Source organism: Streptomyces sp. SYP-A7185 (assembly GCF_046103685.1).
Lineage (GTDB): Bacteria > Actinomycetota > Actinomycetes > Streptomycetales > Streptomycetaceae > Streptomyces.
In genome coordinates this window covers 8679174-8697625 of the sequence record NZ_CP122310.1, presented here as the reverse complement: position 1 = coordinate 8697625, position 18452 = coordinate 8679174, and the positions used below count along the sequence as shown (strand labels likewise).

The 18452-nt window shown below is 70.7% G+C and carries 19 protein-coding genes; 10 read left to right on the top strand and 9 right to left on the bottom strand.

Features of this window, described 5'->3' with window-relative positions:
* Positions 1-34: 34 nt before the first annotated feature.
* The 3 genes from QBL25_RS38140 to QBL25_RS38130 are packed head-to-tail and all read right to left on the bottom strand — an operon-like array spanning position 35 to position 3225.
* Positions 35-937 (bottom strand): sugar ABC transporter permease, encoded by a 903-nt coding sequence (locus QBL25_RS38140; protein ID WP_409061530.1) that lies wholly within the window; start codon positions 935-937, stop codon positions 35-37.
* The gene (locus tag QBL25_RS38135; RefSeq protein WP_409061529.1) at positions 934-1953 is read right to left on the bottom strand and encodes a carbohydrate ABC transporter permease; all 1020 of its coding nucleotides are present in this window, start codon (positions 1951-1953) and stop codon (positions 934-936) included. Before QBL25_RS38135 ends, QBL25_RS38140 begins: the two co-directional genes overlap by 4 nt.
* A complete protein-coding gene (locus tag QBL25_RS38130) occupies positions 1954-3225 on the bottom strand; it encodes an extracellular solute-binding protein (RefSeq protein WP_409061528.1) in 1272 nt (423 codons plus the stop codon). It lies immediately after the preceding gene.
* Between the two features lie 336 nt (positions 3226-3561).
* Between QBL25_RS38130 and QBL25_RS38125 the strand changes: the two genes are divergently transcribed.
* The 6 genes from QBL25_RS38125 to QBL25_RS38100 all read left to right on the top strand — a co-directional run bounded on the left by QBL25_RS38125 (position 3562) and on the right by QBL25_RS38100 (position 9696).
* On the top strand, positions 3562-4596 hold the full coding sequence (locus tag QBL25_RS38125; RefSeq protein WP_409061527.1) for a LacI family DNA-binding transcriptional regulator: 1035 nt from the start codon (positions 3562-3564) through the stop codon (positions 4594-4596).
* Between the two features lie 25 nt (positions 4597-4621).
* Positions 4622-5542: an adenosine kinase gene (locus QBL25_RS38120; RefSeq protein ID WP_409062923.1), complete on the top strand. Its 921-nt coding sequence runs from the start codon at positions 4622-4624 to the stop codon at positions 5540-5542.
* A gap of 45 nt (positions 5543-5587) precedes the next feature.
* The gene (locus QBL25_RS38115) at positions 5588-6532 is read left to right on the top strand and encodes an aldo/keto reductase family oxidoreductase (RefSeq protein WP_409061526.1); all 945 of its coding nucleotides are present in this window, start codon (positions 5588-5590) and stop codon (positions 6530-6532) included.
* Between the two features lie 75 nt (positions 6533-6607).
* Positions 6608-7558, top strand: coding sequence for an aminoglycoside phosphotransferase family protein (locus QBL25_RS38110; RefSeq protein ID WP_409061525.1), 951 nt, complete (start codon positions 6608-6610; stop codon positions 7556-7558).
* A 118-nt stretch (positions 7559-7676) separates the two neighbouring features.
* Positions 7677-8384 (top strand): VWA domain-containing protein, encoded by a 708-nt coding sequence (locus QBL25_RS38105; protein WP_409061524.1) that lies wholly within the window; start codon positions 7677-7679, stop codon positions 8382-8384.
* Positions 8385-8628: 244 nt separating this feature from the next.
* A complete protein-coding gene (locus QBL25_RS38100) occupies positions 8629-9696 on the top strand; it encodes a YncE family protein (RefSeq protein ID WP_409061523.1) in 1068 nt (355 codons plus the stop codon).
* 95 nt (positions 9697-9791) lie between these two features.
* On the opposite strand, the gene QBL25_RS38095 is transcribed toward QBL25_RS38100, so the two are convergent.
* A complete protein-coding gene (locus QBL25_RS38095) occupies positions 9792-11108 on the bottom strand; it encodes an MFS transporter (protein WP_409061522.1) in 1317 nt (438 codons plus the stop codon).
* A gap of 58 nt (positions 11109-11166) precedes the next feature.
* Between QBL25_RS38095 and QBL25_RS38090 the strand changes: the two genes are divergently transcribed.
* Both QBL25_RS38090 and QBL25_RS38085 read left to right on the top strand, forming a co-directional pair.
* A complete protein-coding gene (locus tag QBL25_RS38090) occupies positions 11167-12486 on the top strand; it encodes an aminotransferase class I/II-fold pyridoxal phosphate-dependent enzyme (RefSeq protein ID WP_409061521.1) in 1320 nt (439 codons plus the stop codon).
* A 72-nt stretch (positions 12487-12558) separates the two neighbouring features.
* On the top strand, positions 12559-13098 hold the full coding sequence (locus tag QBL25_RS38085; RefSeq protein ID WP_409061520.1) for a GNAT family N-acetyltransferase: 540 nt from the start codon (positions 12559-12561) through the stop codon (positions 13096-13098).
* Positions 13099-13210: 112 nt separating this feature from the next.
* On the opposite strand, the gene QBL25_RS38080 is transcribed toward QBL25_RS38085, so the two are convergent.
* Entirely contained in the window at positions 13211-13474 is a 264-nt protein-coding gene (locus QBL25_RS38080; protein WP_409061519.1) for a hypothetical protein, read from the bottom strand.
* Complete coding sequence (locus QBL25_RS38075; protein ID WP_409061518.1) at positions 13471-13842, bottom strand: hypothetical protein; 372 nt, start codon at positions 13840-13842, stop codon at positions 13471-13473. Before QBL25_RS38075 ends, QBL25_RS38080 begins: the two co-directional genes overlap by 4 nt.
* 202 nt (positions 13843-14044) lie before the next feature.
* On the opposite strand from QBL25_RS38075, the gene QBL25_RS38070 reads away from it, so the two are divergent.
* Entirely contained in the window at positions 14045-15298 is a 1254-nt protein-coding gene (locus QBL25_RS38070) for a helix-turn-helix domain-containing protein (protein ID WP_409062922.1), read from the top strand.
* Positions 15299-15409: 111 nt separating this feature from the next.
* Here QBL25_RS38070 and cynS read toward each other — a convergent pair whose 3' ends face one another.
* Both cynS and QBL25_RS38060 read right to left on the bottom strand, forming a co-directional pair.
* Positions 15410-15880 carry a cyanase gene (gene cynS / locus QBL25_RS38065; RefSeq protein ID WP_409061517.1) on the bottom strand — a complete coding sequence of 157 codons (471 nt, stop codon included), beginning with the start codon at positions 15878-15880 and terminating at the stop codon, positions 15410-15412.
* A gap of 77 nt (positions 15881-15957) precedes the next feature.
* Positions 15958-16548 carry a carbonic anhydrase gene (locus QBL25_RS38060; RefSeq protein ID WP_409061516.1) on the bottom strand — a complete coding sequence of 197 codons (591 nt, stop codon included), beginning with the start codon at positions 16546-16548 and terminating at the stop codon, positions 15958-15960.
* A 133-nt stretch (positions 16549-16681) separates the two neighbouring features.
* Between QBL25_RS38060 and cynR the strand changes: the two genes are divergently transcribed.
* Entirely contained in the window at positions 16682-17569 is an 888-nt protein-coding gene (gene cynR / locus QBL25_RS38055; RefSeq protein ID WP_409061515.1) for a transcriptional regulator CynR, read from the top strand.
* On the opposite strand, the gene QBL25_RS38050 is transcribed toward cynR, so the two are convergent.
* Entirely contained in the window at positions 17547-18392 is an 846-nt protein-coding gene (locus QBL25_RS38050) for an aldo/keto reductase (RefSeq protein WP_409061514.1), read from the bottom strand. The genes cynR and QBL25_RS38050 overlap by 23 nt on opposite strands.
* Positions 18393-18452: the final 60 nt, after the last annotated feature.

Sequence of the window (18452 nt, the reverse complement as noted above, 5' to 3'; positions counted from 1 at the left end):
CGAGAGGTCGAGTGCGAGGGGGGTGTGGGCCGCGTCAGGACTTCGTCGCGCCGGCGGTGAGGCCGGAGACGAGGTGGCGCTGCACGAAACCGAAGATCACCGCGGCGGGCACCGCGACGATCACGGCCGCGGCCGTCAGCGAGCCCCAGTCGCTGGTGTACTGGTTGACGAAGGTCTGCAGGCCGCCCGCCAGGGTGAGGTTCTCCTCGCCGGTCATGAAGGCGGAGGCGTAGGCGACTTCGGCCCAGCCGGTGATGAAGCTGTAGAAGCCGGTGACGGCCAGACCGGGCTTGGCCAGCGGCACGATGAGCCGCCAGAAGGTGCCGAACGGGTTGAGCCCGTCCACGCGCCCCGCTTCGTCGATCTCCACGGGGATCGTGTCGAAGTACCCCTTCATCATCCAGGCGCAGAAGGGCACGGCGATCGTCAGGTACGTGACGACCAGGCCGATGGGCTGGTTGAGCAGGCCCAGGCTCGCCAGGAGGTTGTACAGCGGCACGATGAGCACCGCGACGGGGAACATCTGCGTGATCAGCAGGAGCCACATCAGCGGCCGCATGCCGGGGAACTTGAAGCGGCTGACGGCGTATCCGGTGGTCGCGGAGATGAAGACGCCGATGACGGTGGTCAGTCCCACGACGAGCAGGGAGTTGCCGAGCCAGCTGAGGAACTCGGTGTCGTTGACGACGTGGTCGTAGTTGCGGAACGTGAAGTCCTTGACCAGGTCGGTGGAGAACGCCTCGCTGGTCGGCTTGAACGACGTGATCAGCAGCCACAGCGGGGGCAGGACCGCGGTGGCGGAGGCGAGCAGCAGGCCGACGTGGAGCGCGACCGAGGCCAGCGGGCCGCGTTCGCCGCGCTCCCTGACCTTCTTGGGCCTGCTCGGGGACGTCGGCTCGTCGGTGGAGCGGATCTTCGTGTCGGTCACGGTGGTCACCACACTTCTCCCTGCTTGCGGAGCGCGCGGCGGTAGACGACCGCGAAGAGCGAAAGGAGCAGCAGAATGATGACGCCCCAGGCCGCGGATCCGGCGAAGTCGCGCGGGCTCACGACGAAGGAGAGCCGGTAGGCGTACGTCACCAGGATCTCGGTGGCGTCTCCCGGACCGCCCCGGGTGAGCAGGAAGATCACCGGGAACATGTTGAAGGTCCAGATGCCGCTGATGAGGATCACGGTGCTGCTGACGGTGCGCAGGCCCGGCAGGGTGATGTGCCGGAAGCGCTGCCAGGCGTTCGCGCCGTCCATCTCGGCGGCCTCGTAGAGCTCACCGGGGATGGACTGGAGTCCGCCGAGCATGGCGACCAGCATGAACGGGACGCCGAGCCAGACGTTGACCGTGATGACCGAGATCTTGGCCCAGGTGGGGTCGTTGAGCCACGGGATCGCGTCGATGCCGCCGCCGGCGAGGATCTTGTTGAGGATGCCGTTCTTCTCGTTGAAGAGCAGGCGCCAGGTGAACACCGAGACGAAGGCGGGCACGGCCCAGGGCAGGATCAGCGCCATCCGGTACAGGGAGCGTCCGGCCAGCTTGCGGTTGAGCATGTTGGCCAGGACCAGGCCGAGCCCGAAGGAGAGCGCGACGCAGGACACGGTCCAGACGATGGTCCACAGGAGCCGGTCCCAGAAGATGCCGTCGGAGAGGACGGCGGTGTAGTTGTCCAGGCCGACCGACTCGTAGGTCGCCGGGATGTGGTTCATGCCGATGGTGCGCTCGACGTTCGCCTCGTTGGCGTCGGTCGTCGACAGGTACAGGCCCCGCACCAGCGGATAGCCGATGATCACGCCGATCACGGCCACCACGGGGGCGACCATGGCCCAGGCGTACCAGTGGGTGGACAGCGACCTGCGCAGCCGTCCGGGCGTCTTGCCGGTGTCACCGCTCCGCCGGCCGAGGCCGCGGGCGCTCTGGACGCCCGCGGCCTCGGCAAGGGACCGGCTGCTGTCAACAGCCATTTACTTGTAGTCCTTCAGGAGCTTGCGGTAGGCGTCGCCGACACCCTTCGCCCCGTCGTCGGGCGAGGTCTTGCCGCTGAGCACCTTCTCCATCTGGAGCCGGATCGGCTCGAACAGGGCGTTGGCCTGCGGGATCCACGGCCGCTCCACGGACTTGTCCACGGCCGGCTTGAAGAACTGCACCATCTGGTTGTCCTTGACGGACTGCACCTCGTACACCGAGGTGCGGGTGGGCAGCAGGCTGAGCTTCTCGGTGGTCTGCTGCTGCACCTTGGCCGAGCTCATGTACTTGATGAACTCGTAGCTGGCGTCGAGGTTCTTGGAACCGGCGTAGGCGGCGAGGTTCCAGCCGCCCTGCGGGGCGGCCTGCCGGTCGCTGCCGCCGGGGACGGGAGCGATGCCGAGGTTGTCCTTGTCGCCCTTGAACTGCTTGCCCTGGAGGGCGCCTTCGATCGACCAGGGGCCGTCGAGCGCCATCGCGACGTCGCCGTCCTTGAAAGCGTTGAGCTGGTTGTTGTAACCGTCGCTCGCGTCGGTGGTGGCCGCCTTGGAGTCGACCAGGTCCTTCATGACCTTGAAGGCCGCGGCGCCCTGGGGGTCGTCGACGGTGATCTTCTTGGCCTTGGTGTCGAGGAGGTCGCCGCCCTCGCCGTAGAGGTACGGGAGGTAGTAGTACGGGTCGTCGCCGCGCAGGTAGAGGCCGGTCTTGCCGGACTTCGACTTGATCTTCTTCGCGGCGGTCTTCACCTCGTCGAAGCTCTTGGGCACCTCGACGCCGGCGTCCTTGAGCATCTTCTTGTTGTAGAAGAGCGCCAGGGTGTCGATGGTCTGCGGGGCGGCGTAGGTCTTGCCCTTGAACTTGGTGCTGGCCGCGGCCTGCGGGAGGTAGTCGTCGGCCTTGTCGAGGGCGGGGGTGCCCTCCAGCGGGGCGAGGTAGCCCAGGTTGGCGAAGTCCGCGACCCAGGCGACCTCGGTGCGCATGACGTCGGGGGCTCCGGAGTTGCCGCCCGCGGCGTTCTTGAACTTGGCGTTGGCCTCGCCGAACGCGACGCTCACGTAGTTGACCTTGACGTCGGGGTGGAGCTTCTCGAAGCCCTTGGCGAGCTTCTCGTAGGTCCCCTTCTCCGCGTCGTTCGAGGTGTCCCAGAAAGTGACGGTTCCGGACAGCTTGCCCGAACCCTTCTTGCCGCTGTCACCGTCATCGCCACCGCACGCTGCCGCTGTCAGGGCCAAGGCCGCGACGATTGCGGTGGCCGCTATGCCACGCCGCATGTGAACTCCTTCAACTGATCCCGGAACAAGGGAAGGCGAGGACCCCAGCAGAGCTGCCTCCCACGAGCCGCACTCGACGCGGCGCCGGGTTGCCAGGGAACGTAACAGGATTGAAAAGCGCCCGAAAGACCTTGCGAGAAATTTCTGCAAGGGCTGCTGATCGTTACCGCCGTGTGTCCTTACAGTTGCGTTTTCTGCGCTTGACAGGCCTCTGAGGTGGCACGCGTCCGCTTCCGTCCCCTTCTGGGGGCTTCGCAAGCTCCTTGCAAGACCGGAGCTTTCTGCAAGCTTTCACCACTGGTGTGCAATCCGGCGGATCACCGGTACAGTCCCCGCATGACCGCACGGCTCGTCGACATCGCAGCGCAGGCGGGCGTGAGCGAAGCAACCGTCAGCCGCGTCCTCAACGGCAAGCCCGGTGTCGCGGCGGCCACCCGCGAATCCGTCCTGGCCGCCCTGGACATGCTCGGCTTCGAACGTCCCACGCGGTTGCGCCAGCGCAGCAGTGCCGGACTGATCGGCCTGATCACCCCGGAGCTCGACAACCCGATCTTCCCCGCGCTCGCCCAGGTCATCGCCCAGGCCCTGACCCGCCAGGGCTACACGCCGGTCCTGGCCACCCAGACCCCGGGCGGCTCCACCGAGGACGAGCTCACCGACATGCTGGTGGACCGCGGCGTCTCCGGAATCATCTTCGTCTCCGGCCTGCACGCCGACACCACCGCCGACATGGAGCGGTACGAGGTGCTGCGCGGCAAGGGCGTGCCCTTCGTCCTGGTCAACGGCTTCTCCCCCAAGGTGCAGGCCCCCTTCGTCTCCACGGACGACCGCGCCGCCGCCCGGCTCGCCGTCACCCACCTCGCCTCGCTCGGCCACACCCGCATCGGGCTCGCGGTGGGTCCCAAACGCTTCGTGCCCGTCCAGCGCAAGATCGAGGGCTTCCAGCTCGGCCTGCGCGACGCCCTCGGGATGACGCCGGCGGACTCCGCGCAGCTCATCGAGCACTCCCTCTACACCCTGGAAGGCGGCCAGGCCGCGGCCGGCACGCTCATCGGCCGGGGCTGCACCGCCCTCGTGTGCGCCAGCGACATGATGGCGCTCGGCGCCGTCCGGGCCGCCCGGGAGCGCGACTTGCGGGTCCCGCAGGACATCTCGGTCGTCGGTTACGACGACTCCCCGCTCATCGCCTTCACCGACCCCCCGCTGACCACCATCCGCCAGCCGGTCCAGGCGATGGGCCAGGCCTCGGTGCGCACCCTCCTGGAAGAGATCGGCGGGACGCCCGCCCCGCACAGCGAGTTCCTGTTCATGCCGGAACTGGTGGTCCGCGGCTCGACCGCGTCCGGACGGCCGGAGCCGGGCTCTGACTAGCCCGGGGCAGGCGCCGCCCCCGTCGATCGACGTCCTGGTCCTCGGCGGCGCGGGCGTGGACTCGATCGTGTACGTCCCCGAGCTGCCGCTGCCCTACGCCGACAGCTACATGGTGCCCGCGATCGAAACGCGCGCGGGGCAGACCGGCGACTGCCTCGCACTGGGCGTGCACGCCCTGGGCCTGCGCACCCACCACATCGACCTCATCGGCGACGACCACGAGGGCGATCTGGTGCGCACGCTGCACCGCGAGCACGGCATCCCCCTCACCGAGGTGCGCCGGCCCGGCGGCACCAAGCGCGCGGTGAACCTCGTCGGACCCGACGGGCGACGCCTCTCGCTCTACGACGACAGCCGCGCACGGGACGCGAAACCCCTGCCCCCGGCGACGGTCGCGGCCCTCGCGGCGGCGAGCCGGCACGCCCACGTCTCGCTGACCCCGCCCTGTGCCGCGGCCCTGCCCGTGCTGCGCGCGGCCGGGCCGACCATCTCGACCGATTTGCACGACTGGGACGGGACCGAGCCGTACCACGAGGCCTTCGCCCGCGAGGCCGACGTCGTCTTCCTGTCGACCGCCGCGCTGGCCGACCCGGAGAAGATCATGCGGCGGATCGCCGCGCGGGGCCGCGCCCAGGTGGTCGTCGCGACGGCCGGAGCCGAGGGCGCCCTCCTCCTCGTCGACGGCGCACTGTCCCACGTGCCGCCCGCCACGCCTCCCGCGCCGGTGGTGGACTCGAACGGCGCCGGTGACGCCTTCGCCGCGGCCTACCTCTTCGGGCTCCTGTCCGGCGAGCCGCCCGCGCGGTGCGCCCGGTACGGCGCGATCGCCGGCGCGTACGCGTGCACCGTCCCGGCCACGCGCACGGATGGCATCGGCAGGGCACAACTCCTGTCCCTGGCCGCCGAGTCCCCGGACGGGCCACCCGCCGGACCACCACGGGCCTGAGCGACGATGGCCGGGTCCACCACTGAGCGACACGGAGGAAGAGACATGGCATCGCGGACCGACGTGCACACCGGTCGTGTGCTGTACGGGTGCATGGGGCTCGGCGGCACCTGGGACACCACCCCGTACGCCGCCGAGGACATCGACGCGGCCGAGGCCGCCGTGGCCGCGGCGCTGGAGGCCGGCATCACGGTGTTCGACCAGGCCGACATCTACCGGCACGGCAAGTCGGAAGCCGTCTTCGGCGAGGTCCTCGCCCGGGCGTCCGGGCTGCGCGAACGCATCACCTTGCAGACCAAGTGCGGCATCCGCCTGGCCGAGGGCGACCGGCCCGGGCTGTACGACCTGCGCGGGCCGACCATCGTCCAGCGCGTCGAGGAGAGCCTGACCCGGCTGCGCACCGACGTGATCGACGTACTGCTGCTGCACCGGCCCGATCCGCTGACCAGCCCGGAGGAGATCGCGAAAGCCCTCTCCTCGCTCCACGGGCAGGGCCTGGTGCGCCGCTTCGGCGTGTCGAACATGAGCGCCGCGCAGATCGCGCACCTGCGGGCGCATCTGGACGTGCCGCTGGTCGCCAACCAGCTGGAGATGAGCCTGGAGAGCCGCGACTGGGTCGAGGCCGGGGTGCTCGTGAACACGCCGGCCGCCGCCGACAGCGGCTTCCCGCACGGAACCCTCGAGTACTGCGCCGCCAACGGCATCCAGCTCCAGGCCTGGGGAGCCCTCGCCCGGGGCCGCTTCACCGGCGGCGGCGAGACCCCGGCCGCACGGCTCGTGAGCGACCTCGCCGCCCGCAAGCGGACGACCCCGGAGACGATCCTGCTGTGGTGGCTCCAACGCCACCCGGCCGCCATCGCCCCGGTCATCGGCACCAGCCGCCCGGACCGCATCCTCGCCTGCAAGGACGCCGTCCACCGCGAACCGGAACTGACCCACGAGGAGTGGTACGACCTGTGGATCACCGCCAGGGGCGGCCCACTCCCCTAGCACCACCGCGGCCTTGGGGCGCTCCTGCGTCGGCGGAGCCGGTCCCGGCGGTCACCCGAGGCCATCATCGACGTCGTGACCGAGCCAGGTGTCGAAGTCCAGCCCGTCGTACGGCAGAAGGCCCGCGGTCTGGGCGCCGTCGGGGAGCGGTGGCTGACCGAGTTGCCCGGACTCGTGCGGGAGCTGCAGCGGCGCTGGTCGATCCGGGTCGGGGCGCCGCTGACCGGTGGTACCTCCTCCTACGTGGCGCGGGCCACCGCCCGCGGCGGCCGGGACGTGGTGCTCAAGATCGCCCTTCCCCAGGCGGACCTGGCCCCGCAGGTGCGGACCCTGCGCCGCGCGCGGGGCGAGGGCTACGTGCGGCTCCTGGCCGACGACCTCGACCGGCACGCGACGCTCCAGGAAGCACTCGGGCCGCCGCTGGACCGGCTCGGCCTCGCTCCCCGACAGCAGTTGGAGACGCTGTGCGCCATGCTCCGGAGCGCCTGGCGGGTGCCCCGCCCCGCGGAACCGAGGGTCGATCCGGCCCAGGAGAAGGCACGGACGCTCGGTGAGCTGGTCGCACGGCTGTGGGAGAGCCTCGGCCGGCCTTGCTCGGAGGCGGTGGTGAGCCTGGCGCTGACGTACGCCGAACGCCGCGCCGCCGCCTTCGATCCCGACCGCTGCGTCGTCGTGCACGGCGACCCGCATCCCGCCAACGCACTGCGGACCGTGTCGCCGCGGGCCGGGGCCGAGGCGGGCTTCGTCTTCGTGGATCCGGACGGGTTCCTCGCCGACCCCGCGTACGACCTGGGTGTCGTGCTCCGTGACTGGTGCGCGGAGTTGCGGGGCAGGGACCCCGCGGCGGCCCGCGCTCTGCTGCGCTCGTACGGCGCGCTGCTGGCGGACCGGACCGGGGTGGACGGCGACGCGATCTGGGAGTGGGGGTTCCTGGAGCGGGTGTCGACCGGGCTCTTCGTCCTCAACTTCGGTGCGGAGGAGCTGGGTCGGCCTTTCCTGGACACCGCGGAGTCGCTGAGGCGCTAAAGGGGACGTCTCATGAGGCGCATGCGCATGGTCGTGCTGCTGATTGCGGGGAGTCACCGGGGCAGGCGAGTGGTCGGGTTCGCTGTTGGCGTGGAGGCTGACCAGCTAGCCTCCGGGAGTGGGGATATTGATGCGCTTGGCGGCTCGGGTCAGCCGTCTGAGGAAGGGGCAGTCCAAGGTCGTCTTGGTGTTGTCCGGGGGCTACCGGGGTCCGTTTGAAGGGGAGCGGATCCGGCGAACGGTGCGTCGAGGCGCACGCATCGCAGACGCCTTGGATTCGAGCCTGCCGGACGTCTGGATCTACGGGGCCGACTGTCGGCGCCTCCCCGCGATCAAGACCGGCTCTCTTGAGGCGTGGATGGCGGACTGGGCCGTCCTGGCGAGGAGCCCCGTATTCGGCGAGTCCAGCGAGGACGGCAATCCGCTTGCCCGTTCGACAGCGGAGTACGGGCTGTTCAAAGGCGGCAGTGTCGCCAGTGCGATGGAGGTGCTGCGGAAGGAGTATGGAAGCTCCCGCGTACCGGTCCTTGTGCTCTTCCACGTGGAGTCGATGGAGGGCGAGGACAGTCGTGTCGCCAGGCAGTTGGAGAAGGCGTCGGGCAAGCCGCTGTTCTGGCAGTTCCTCGCCCAGCTGGACGAGATGGAACCGTCGGTGCTGAACCGCTTGGACGACGTACGCCGAGAACGCCCGAGCATCACGAACGCGCACTACAACAACGCGTGGGACATGGACACCTCAGTCGGGCTGGACACCTTCATGCAGTACGGAATGATCAAGCCTTACGCGCGCTGGGCAAGAGAGTCCCGCCGACGGAAGCTGGGGTGATCGAGGCCTCCGCGTCTGGCTCGGTCGTCGCCCTGAGGGCGCTCTCGTCGGTTCCGTGACGGCGTCATTTCCGGCCAACCGGCTTTTGGTGGTGCCGAGTTCACCCCGCCGTTCCATCTGGGGTCCTAGGGTCGGATGTGGCGGGCGCCACACGATTCAGGATGTGCGACTTAGGTTAGCCTAAGCTAAGTTAGCGAGTGATCGCCTCTCTCGGAGGCGCCTCAGTCAAGGAGATTGACGCAGCATGACCTCTCTCACCTGCCGCATCCGCCGTACCGCCGCAGTCGCCGTGGCCCTCGCCGCCGGCAGCGCGCTGGCACTGACCGGTACCGCCTCCGCGCAGCCCGGCCAGGCCTCCGGCAAAGCGTCCGGCTCGACCGTCGAGTCCGCGCCGCTCGTGAAGGGGCTCTACCAGTCCGCGTACTCCGAGCGGAACAACGTGCTGTGGGCCACCTCCGCGGTGGGCCGGCCGCCCGTCACCAACTCCAGCCTCCTGAAGGTCGACCCGCGCACGCTCCAGGTGAAGGCCGCCTACACGCCTCCGGTCACCAACGCCGAGACCGGCGCCGTCGAGGCCGTGTACGGCATCGCCGTCGACGACGAGCACAACACCGTCTGGACGACGAACACCCGCGACAACTCCGTCGCCGTCTACGACCAGCGCACCGGCAAGCACCTCGCCTCGCTGCCCGGCGTGAACCACGCCCGCGAGGTCGTCGTGGACGCCAGGCACAACACCGCATGGGCGAGCAGCTTCGGCGACGGCACCGTCGTCGCCTTCGACACCCGCACCTTCAAGGAGAAGAAGCGCGTCACGGTCGAGGGCTCGAGCCCGACCGGCCTGGCCGTCAACTCCCGCACCGGCACGGCCTACACGGCCGACCTCAACGGCGACCGGATCATCGAGATCACCCGCAAGGGCGCGAGCCCCCGGCTCATCCCGACCGGTGACGGACCGATCTCCGTCGCGCTCTCCAAGGACGGCCGCACCGCCTACACCGCCGACCAGGCCGCCGGCGGCCTCTCGGTCGTCGACCTCAAAAAGGGCACCGTGACCAAGTCCGTGCCGACCGGCGCGGGCGCCCTGTCCGTCGCCACCGACCGGCGTTCGGGCAAGGTCCTGGTCGCCAACCGCACCCCCGGCACCGTCACGGTCGTCGACCCCGCCAAGGGCGCCGTCGTCGAGACCCTGGCCACCGGCGCCAACCCCAACCACGTGCAGGTGACGGGCGGTACGGCGTTCGTGGTCGACAAGTCCGGCACCGGCCCCGAGGGCCAGGACCAGGCGCACCGCATCCGCATCGGCCGCTGAGCCTCGGTCCACACCGCCGAGGACCCACCCGGGCAAGCACCGCGTCCGTCCGCCACGCCACGTGGCGGACGGGACGTCGCCGCGTATGCCGTGGTTCACGATCCGGTGCGCTGCCCGTTGTCCCACTGCCCGCTGTCCCGGCCGGGCAGCGCGCCGGGCGCCTTCGCGGGGCCGCCCCGCCGGGCCAGTCCCGCGCGTACGAGACGGCTCTGTCCGGCGACGGTCGCGATCACGCCCGCGCCGAGCACCGGCCAGGCCAGAGGCCCCGCGGCGATGACGGCGGTGACCAGGAGCGGTCCCCCGCTGCGCTGGGCGGACGAGGACAGGCCGTGCACCCCGAGGTAGGCGCCCTGGGCGTCGTCGGGGGCCAGCGCGATGGACAGCTCCCAGGACGCGACGGCGTGCAGGATCTCCGCGAAGGTGAACGCGATCGCCGCGACCACCAGGGCGCTGACGGCCGGCCAGGTGCCACCCGCCGTCGAGACGGTCATCGCCGCGCAGCCGACGACGAAGCAGGCGGCGAGCGGCACGAGGAGCCGGCGAGCCCCCTCCGCCGTGCTCCCGAAACGGGACAGCGGGACCTGACAGCACACGACGAGCACGCAGTTGAGGACCATCAGGAGCGGCGCGAGGCCGTGCGGGGCATCCGTGGCGTGCACGATCCACAGCGGGATGCCGACCTGGAGCACGGCGTCGTCGAGGAAGAGCGCCGCCTCGGTGGCGGTGAAGAGCAGATAGGGGCGGTCGCGCCAGGGGTTCGACGGCGCGGCGGGCGGTGCGGGCGCCGTGGAGCCCGTGACCACCCGCGAGGGGGAAGGCGGCTCCGCGCAGCGCAGGGTGAGGAACGCGGCGACCAGGAAGCTGATGACGTTGCCGACGAGCAGGGCCTGATAGGCGTGGCCGGTGCCGACGGCCAGGGCGAGGGCACCGGCCAGGCCGCCGATCGCCCAGCCCGCGTTGGACACGGTGCGCTGCACGGCCTGGTACCTGGTGCGGTCCGGGCCCGCGATACGGGCGGCGTACAGCTTGGTGAGGACGTTGGCGCCGCGGTCGGCGAGGCTGTTGGCGGCCGAGTACAGCAGGAGCAGGGCGAAGGTGTCGGTGGTCAGCAGCGCCAACAGGGCCAGGGCCTGGAGGAGTTGGGAGCCGATGATGACGCGCGTGACGGGGAAGCGGTCGGCGAGGTGGCCCGCGAGCGGCGCGCCCGCGATGCCCACGGCGCCGGACGCCCCCATGAGGACGCCCACCTCGGCCACGGACAGACCGGTGACCAGGGTGAAGTAGAGGGCGGCCGCCCCCATCCACAGTCCGGTGCCCACTTTGTTGATCAGGGCGATCCAGAGCATGCGGCGGCCGTCGAGGCCTCCTGGTATGCGTGCGTACAGTGCGGCCCGCCCACGACTGAGGCTCACCACTCCCCCTTGGCTTCCCACTTGACTCCGGCTTTTGTATTGGTACATATTTAGTTACGTGGCAGCACAATATGCGATCAAGGGCGCGACCGCCAAGGGCGTTACCTCGTCGGTCGAACAGGCGGTGGCCGAGGGCGGGTTGCGGCCGGGCGACGCGCTGCCTCCGGTGCGCAGGCTCGCCGACGAGCTCGGCGTCAGCGCGGGGACGGTGGCGACGGCCTACAAGGAGCTGCGCCGGCGCGGGATCGTCGTGACCCGCGGGCGCGGCGGGACGGTGGTCGCGCAGGCCCCGGCGGTCGGCGCCCGCCGGCCGCCGAAGGTGCCCCACGGGGTGCACGACCTGGCGGGCGGCCATCCGGACCCGGAGCTGATGCCGGTGCTGCTGCCGCCCGAGCAGCTGGTCCCCGCCGGCGGTTCGCACCGCGGGTCCCCGCGGCGCGCGGGGCTGGAGGAGCTGGCCCGGCAGTGGTTCGCGCGGGACGGGGTGCCGGACGGCCGGGTGACCTTCGCGCACGGGGCCCTGGACTGCATGGCCCGGCTGCTCTCCACGGAGCTGAAGGCGGGCGACGCGGTGGCCGTCGAGGACCCGGGCTTCCACCACCTCCTCGATCTCGTCCCGGCGCTGGGGCTGCGCATGGTGCCGGTCGCGGTGGACGACGAGGGGATCAGGCCGGAGGCCCTGCGCGGCGCGCTGCGGGCGGGCGTCCGGGCGGTGGTGTGCAGCCCGCGCGGGCAGAACCCGGTGGGCGGCTGCTTCTCGGAGGCGCGCCGCGACGCCCTGCTGGACGCGCTCGGCGGCCATCCGGACGTCCTGGTCATCGAAGACGACCACAACGCGGAGGTCGCGGGGGCGCCCTCGCACTCGCTGGCGTCCGGCGGCCTCGAACGGTGGGCCCAGGTGCGGACGGTGTCCAAGCACCTGAGCATCGACCTGCGGTGGGCGGCCCTGGCCTGCGACGCGACCACCCTGGCCCGCCACGAGGGGCGCATGCTGCTCACCTCGGGATGGGTCAGCCACCTGCTCCAGGAGACGGTGGAGCGCACGATGGCCGACCCCGAGGCAACCGCCCTGGTGGGGCGGGCCGAGCGCGTCTACGCCGAGCGCCGCCAGACCCTGGTCGAGGACCTCGCGCGGCGCGGCATCACCGCGCACGGGACGAGCGGACTGAACGTGTACGTACCGGTGCGGGACGAGTCCGCCGTGGTCAACGGCCTGCGCTCACGCGGTTGGTGGGTGGCCGCCGGCTCCCGCTTCCGCATCGCCGCACCCACCGCCGTACGCATCACCACGGCCATGCTCGAAGCGTCCCAAGCCCCCCGCCTCGGCGCGGACTTCGCCGCGGTCCTCGGCGAGTCCGAGGACACGTACGGGGGTTGAGACCGCGGCGGGCGGGACAATGGACCCGGCTGCCGCCGTTCGACCCCGAGTCCCCCACCCCCGAGGTGCCCGATGATCACCTGGCGTCGACTCGCCGAACCGGACTTTCCCTTGCTGCGCCGGTGGCTCGCGCAGCCGCACGTCGCGCGCTGGTGGAACCACGAGACCTCCCCCGAGGCGGTGGCGCGCGACTTCGGCCCGGCGGCCCGCGGCGAGGAGGCATCGGAGGACCTGCTCATACTGCTCGACGGTGAACCGGTCGGCCTCGTCCAGCGCTACCGCTTCGCCGACTACGCCGCGGACCTGGCCGAGTTGGCCGACCAGGTGGAGATCCCCCCGGAAGCCCTGTCCCTCGACTACCTCATCGGGGACCCCACCAGGGTCGGCCAAGGCCTCGGCCCCCGGATGATCGAGGCGGTCGTCCGGGCCGCCTGGACCGACCACCCGCGGGCCACCGCGGTCCTCGTGCCGGTGCACACGGGCAATCGGCCGTCCTGGCGCGCCCTGGAGAAGGCAGGCCTGCGGCGGATCGCCGACGTGTCGCTGGAACCCGACAACCCCGTCGACGACCGCACCCACTACCTCTATCGGATCGACCGCCCGGACTCCTGACCTGTGGTCAACTGCGTCCTACGCCCCAGATCGGTTCATGCCCACCCGTGGCCGGGGCGGGCGGCCTTCAGGGCTCTAGCCACCTTCCCGGATCGGGGCCGCGTCGGGCAGGTCACGAAGCTGGTGGCGGGTTCGCTGCCGGGTCGGCCATGCTGGCGGTGAAGTGCTGGTACGCCGACAAATCGAAGCCGCCGTGCCCAGTGATCCCGGCGTGCTTGAGACACCACAGTTGGGCATCGTCCGCCGCTGCTGTGTCGACGCACCGCTCCCGGCAAGTGAGGCACTTGCCGACGTGGCGCACGGCCGCTGCCGGTTCGGCTTTCAGCGTCCACTCAGCAAAGCGATAGACGCCGCGCGAGACCGCGCCCGCGCTCATCCGAATGCCTCAGCCGGAAGCTGTGGACCATCCCCCTCGTCGCGATCGTCCGCATCCGCGTCGACCGGGTCAGAATCGTCATCGGGTACGGGCAGCCGAGTGCCCCTGCTGGTTGCGATCCGCTTCGTGTCGCGCAGAGACTGGCTCATGCAGGAAAGCGCGAACCTCAGCTGATCAGCAGTGGCTTCACTGTCGTCGAGCAACTCGGCAACATGGCTGAGCAGGTCACCTGCCATGCCGAGCTGCACGGACTCGGTATTGTCCGCCATGCGGGCCAAGTAGCCGTTGCCGTCGCTGGAGAGATAGCAGGGCTTACCTTCGGCGGTCGACCAAGGAAGCAGCCGCGCCGTGTGCGTCGTGACCGTCACGCCATCACCTCCGTACCGTGCGACAGGGTCGGCGCTCGAAGTCCCGCGCCAGCTTGGGTCATGTCGTCAACCTCCTGGGTTGATGGGCCATGCCCCCGGGCCGTCCACCACGGCCGCGGGGGCCCTTCTTCGGCAAGACGCTGACGTCGAGCACCAGTTGATCCCACCCCATGGCCCTATGGACCGGCCCTATATTGGAGATATGGGAGACACTCCCGAGTACCTGTGGTCTCACCCACAGCTAGGCGCGGCGGTCACCAGCGAGGACTGGGGCGCCGTCTTTCGCACGTACCGCAAGCTCACCGGCTTGAGTCAGACGAAGATCGGGGAACGGGTCGGTCTCGCTCAGCCTGACGTGTCAGACATCGAGCGGGTGCGCCGCCGCATCACCTCGGTGGAGGTGCGGCAACGCATTGTGGCCGGGCTCGGAATTCCGTCCGAACTCCAGGCCGCAGCATCAGAGGCAGGAAGGGCAGAGACCCCGATTCCGGGGCTTTCGCTTCCGGGAGCCGCGCCGGATGAGGATCTCTTGGCCCGTGTGACGAGCGTGGTCGACTGCTCCCGCCGAGTCGACGCGGCCACCCTCGATTGGCTTGACCGACTGCTCGCCGAGCACCGTCGAGCGGATGACCACATCGGGTCACGGCCCCTCGTCGACGTGATGCGCCGGCAACTCCGCACCGTGATCGACCTGTACGCGGGGGCGCGTGGCCCGCTCACGGACCGCGTCGTACGACTCGCCGCCGAACACGCGCAGTTCCTCGCATGGATGGCCCAGGACCAGGCACAGTCTGCCGCCGCCCTTGCCTGGTACGACCGCTCGCACGAGTGGGCGCTGGAGGCAGGAGACGCCAACATGGCCGCCACGACGCTCAGCATGAAGGCCCACATGGCGTGGTCCGGTGGCCGGGGAACCAGGTGCGTACGCCTGGCGGAGGCAGCCCGCTGGTCAGCACCGGGCACTTCACTCGGAGTGCGGGGCATGGCCGCGCAGATGGCCGCCCGAGGGCACGCACTCGACGGTGAGGCCGACGACGCCCACCGTCTGCTCGACGAGGCCCAAAGGCTCATCCGCCGGGCGTCCGAGCACCCCGAGGACGAGCCGGTGTGGATGTACTTCTACGACGAGACGTGGTTCACCTTGCAACGTGGCATGGCTGCGCTGCACCTGCGTGACTGGCGGGAGGCCGCGGACCAGATCACGGTCGGGCTCGCCGCACTGCCGGACGAGTACCGACGCGACAGGACCTGGTACCGCGCTTGCCTTGCGCACGCACTCGCCGGGGCCGGTGAGTCGGGGCACGCCGCGTCAGTGGCTGTGGCGAGCGTCCCCGACGCCGCCGACATCGGGCGCCCACATGCGTGGAACGAGTTGCACACGACGGCCGCCGTGCTGAAGCGGCGAGGAGCGAAGGCAGGCGCAGACCTGGTCAGTGCTTTACGTGAGTTCGACTAGAGGCCGCGCCAACATCCCGGTATCTGACGTACACATCAACTCATGACGGCTGGTTGGCGACGACCGAGCAGACCACCAGGTCCCCTGGCCGGTCGCCGCCCCAACCTCGGCTCAGAAGGGCTTGGTCGGCAGGTACTTGCCGTCCAGGGTGATGACGGCGCGCTCGCCGCCCTCGGGGTCGGCGACCTTCTTCACGTCGAGCTTGAAGTTGATCGCGCTGATGATGCCGTCGCCGAACTCCTCGTGCACCAGGGCCTTGAGCGTGGTCCCGTACACCTGGAGCATCTCGTAGAAGCGGTAGATCGTCGGGTCGGTGGGGACCGCACCGGGCAGGGAGCCGCGCGTCGGGATGGTCTGGAGCAGGGTCGCCGCGTCGGCGTCCAGTTCCAGGAGTTCGGCGACGGCCTCGGCGGCCGGCTGCGGCAGGGCGTGCTGGCCGAGGACGGCGGCGGTGACGAAGGCGACCGAGTAGCCGGTGACCTCGGCGATCTGCTGCCAGGACAGGTCCTTGCGCACCTTGGCCTCGACGGCGGTGACGGCCAGGGCCTGGCGGGCGGCGGGGTCGAACTGGGCGTGCAGCATCAGGAGACTTCCTTACGTGGTGATGGGTGATGGGGTGGTGCGGTGACGTGCTCGGGTGGTGGCGGCCACCTGCGTGATCAGGCGGCGTGAGCGGCCGGTTCGAGTCGCTCGACCGTGCCCGTGGGGATGTCGAAGACCCAGCCGTGCAGCGTGAGCGCCTCCCGGCGCAGGGCGCGGGCCACCGAAGGGTGGGTGGCGAGATTCGCCAGCTGGGCGCGCACGTTCTCCCGTACGAGGGCGTCCAGCCGCCGTGCACCGGCCTCGGCGCCGACGCGGGCGCGGGCGGCGTCCGCGTGGCGCAGCCAGTCGGCGACGGCGGGCAGAGCGCTCAGGTCGTGCCCGTCGGCGAGCGCGGTCATCGCGCCGCAGGCGGAGTGCCCGCAGACGACGACGTCCGACACGCCCAGGACGGCGACGGCGTACTCGATGCCGGCCGCGACCCCGTCCGCACCCGGCGTGTACGCGGGCACGAGGTTGCCCGCGGTCCGGACGACGAACAGCTCGCCCGGTTCGCTCTGCGTGAGCAGCTCCGGCACCACCCGGGCGTCGGAACAGCCGATGAAGAGCGTCCGCGGCCGGTGATGGTCCGCGAGGTGGGTGAAGAGGTCCGCCTTCGCCGGAAAGACGTCGCGCCGGAAGCGCGCGACACCTTCGGTGAGGTCCTGCATGGTCACTCCCTTCAGGGGGTCGGGCCCGGCGGGTCCGACGGGATCCACCATGCATGAGCTGGACCTATAGCGTCCAAGACGCAGTTGCCATGCCTGCCATTGATGCCATCTATAGTCGGTTAGGGTCGAGGTCATGGCCCTGGAACTGCGTCACCTGCGCTATCTGCTCGCCGTCGCCGAACACGGCAACTTCACCCGCGCCGCCGAAGACCTGCGCATCTCGCAGCCGACCCTCTCCCAGCAGATCAAGCAGCTGGAGAAGTCACTGGGCGTACAGCTCCTGGACCGCTCCGGCCGCACCGTGCGCCTGACCGACGCGGGCGAGGCCTACGTCCCCTACGCGCGCCGCGCCCTGCGCGACCTCGCCGCGGCCGAGCGCGCCGTCCTCGACGTACAGGACCTGACCCGCGGCCATCTGCGCCTCGCGATGACACCGACGTTCACCGCCTATCTGATCGGCCCGCTCGTCGCCCGCTTCCACGAGCACCACCCCGCGATCAGCCTCGACGTGCGCGAGATGAACCAGGACGGCATCGAAGCCGCGCTGCTCGCCGACGACCTCGACCTCGGCATCGCCTTCAGCGCCGACCACCTGCCGGGCATCGCCGCCACCGCACTGTTCACCGAGACCCTCGGCCTCGTCGTCGGCTCCGCCCACCCCCACATCGGTCGCGAGGACGCCTTGCCCGTGCGGGACATGGCGCACGGCGTCGAACTGGCCCTGCTCAGCGGCGATTTCGCCACGCGGGGCCACATCGACGCCTACCTCGCCGCACACCGCGTACAGCCGCGCATCACCGTGGAAGCCAACTCGATCAACGCCCTGACCGAGATCGTCCGCCGTACGGAGCTGGCCACGGTCCTGCCCGACGCCCTCACCCGCGACCACCCCCACCTGCACCCCGTCGCGCTCACCCCCGCCCTGCCCGCGCGCACGGTGGTCCTCCTGCGCCGCGACAGCGCCTACACCAGCGCCGCGGCGCAGGCGCTGGCCCGGCTCATCCGGCGCCGGGAGGCGTGATCCGGTCGAGCCGCTCGCGCTGCCCGGCACTCAGCACGAGCTCCGCCGCGGCGACGTTCTCCGCCAGATGGCCGAGCGAGGCGGTGCCGGGAATCGGCAGCACGACCGGCGAACGGTCGAGCAGCCAGGCCAGCGCCACCTGCGCCGCGGTCGCGTCGAGTTCCGCCGCGACGGCGGCGATCTCGGCGGTGGCGGTCGAGGCCGCCGGGTGGACCGGCCGCCAGGGCAGGAAGGCGATGCCCGCCGCGTCACAGGCGTCGAGTACGGCCTCGTGCTCGCGATCGAGGAGGCTGTAGCGGTTCTGCACGCTCGCCACGTCGACGACGCGCCGCGCCTGTGCGAGCTCGTCGACGCCGACCTCCGACAGACCGATGTGGCCGATCCTTCCTTCGCGCTGCAACTCCCCCAGCACGCCCAGCTGTTCGGCGAGCGGGACCTTCGGATCGAGGCGGTGCATCTGGAGCAGCCCGATGCGTTCGACCCGCAGCCTGCGCAGGGCCTGTTCGACCTGCTCGCGCAGGAACTCCGGCCGTCCGTCGACCGATGCCTCCTCGCCCGGTTCCGGCTTCCGGATCGCGACCTTGGTCGCGACGAGCAGGTCGTCCGGATACGGATACAGCGCCTCGGCCAGCAGCTCCTCGTTGGCGCCCCAGCCGTACAGGTACGCCGTGTCGATCAGCGTGACGCCCAGCTCGACGGCCCGCCGGGCCACCGCGACGGACGCCTCCCTGGCCGCGCCGGCCTCGGTCGCCAGGCGCATCGCCCCGAACCCGATCCGGCGCACCTCGATGTCACCGCCGATACGGAACGTGCTCGATGTCATGCGTCGCTTCCACCCCTCGGTCGACGCGACACGTTACCCGGCCATCACCCCTGACAAGCG

Excerpts from the sequence above, each read along its gene's own strand:
- QBL25_RS38135 (WP_409061529.1), bottom strand. The coding sequence starts at position 1,953 with ATGGCTGTTGACAGCAGCCGGTCCCTTGCCGAGGCCGCGGGCGTCCAG.
- QBL25_RS38130 (WP_409061528.1), bottom strand. The coding sequence starts at position 3,225 with ATGCGGCGTGGCATAGCGGCCACCGCAATCGTCGCGGCCTTGGCCCTG.
- QBL25_RS38125 (WP_409061527.1), top strand. The coding sequence starts at position 3,562 with ATGACCGCACGGCTCGTCGACATCGCAGCGCAGGCGGGCGTGAGCGAA.
- QBL25_RS38115 (WP_409061526.1), top strand. The coding sequence starts at position 5,588 with ATGGCATCGCGGACCGACGTGCACACCGGTCGTGTGCTGTACGGGTGC.
- QBL25_RS38100 (WP_409061523.1), top strand. The coding sequence starts at position 8,629 with ATGACCTCTCTCACCTGCCGCATCCGCCGTACCGCCGCAGTCGCCGTG.
- QBL25_RS38085 (WP_409061520.1), top strand. The coding sequence starts at position 12,559 with ATGATCACCTGGCGTCGACTCGCCGAACCGGACTTTCCCTTGCTGCGC.
- QBL25_RS38080 (WP_409061519.1), bottom strand. The coding sequence starts at position 13,474 with ATGAGCGCGGGCGCGGTCTCGCGCGGCGTCTATCGCTTTGCTGAGTGG.
- QBL25_RS38070 (WP_409062922.1), top strand. The coding sequence starts at position 14,045 with ATGGGAGACACTCCCGAGTACCTGTGGTCTCACCCACAGCTAGGCGCG.
- cynS (WP_409061517.1), bottom strand. The coding sequence starts at position 15,880 with ATGCTGCACGCCCAGTTCGACCCCGCCGCCCGCCAGGCCCTGGCCGTC.
- QBL25_RS38060 (WP_409061516.1), bottom strand. The coding sequence starts at position 16,548 with ATGCAGGACCTCACCGAAGGTGTCGCGCGCTTCCGGCGCGACGTCTTT.
- cynR (WP_409061515.1), top strand. The coding sequence starts at position 16,682 with ATGGCCCTGGAACTGCGTCACCTGCGCTATCTGCTCGCCGTCGCCGAA.
- QBL25_RS38050 (WP_409061514.1), bottom strand. The coding sequence starts at position 18,392 with ATGACATCGAGCACGTTCCGTATCGGCGGTGACATCGAGGTGCGCCGG.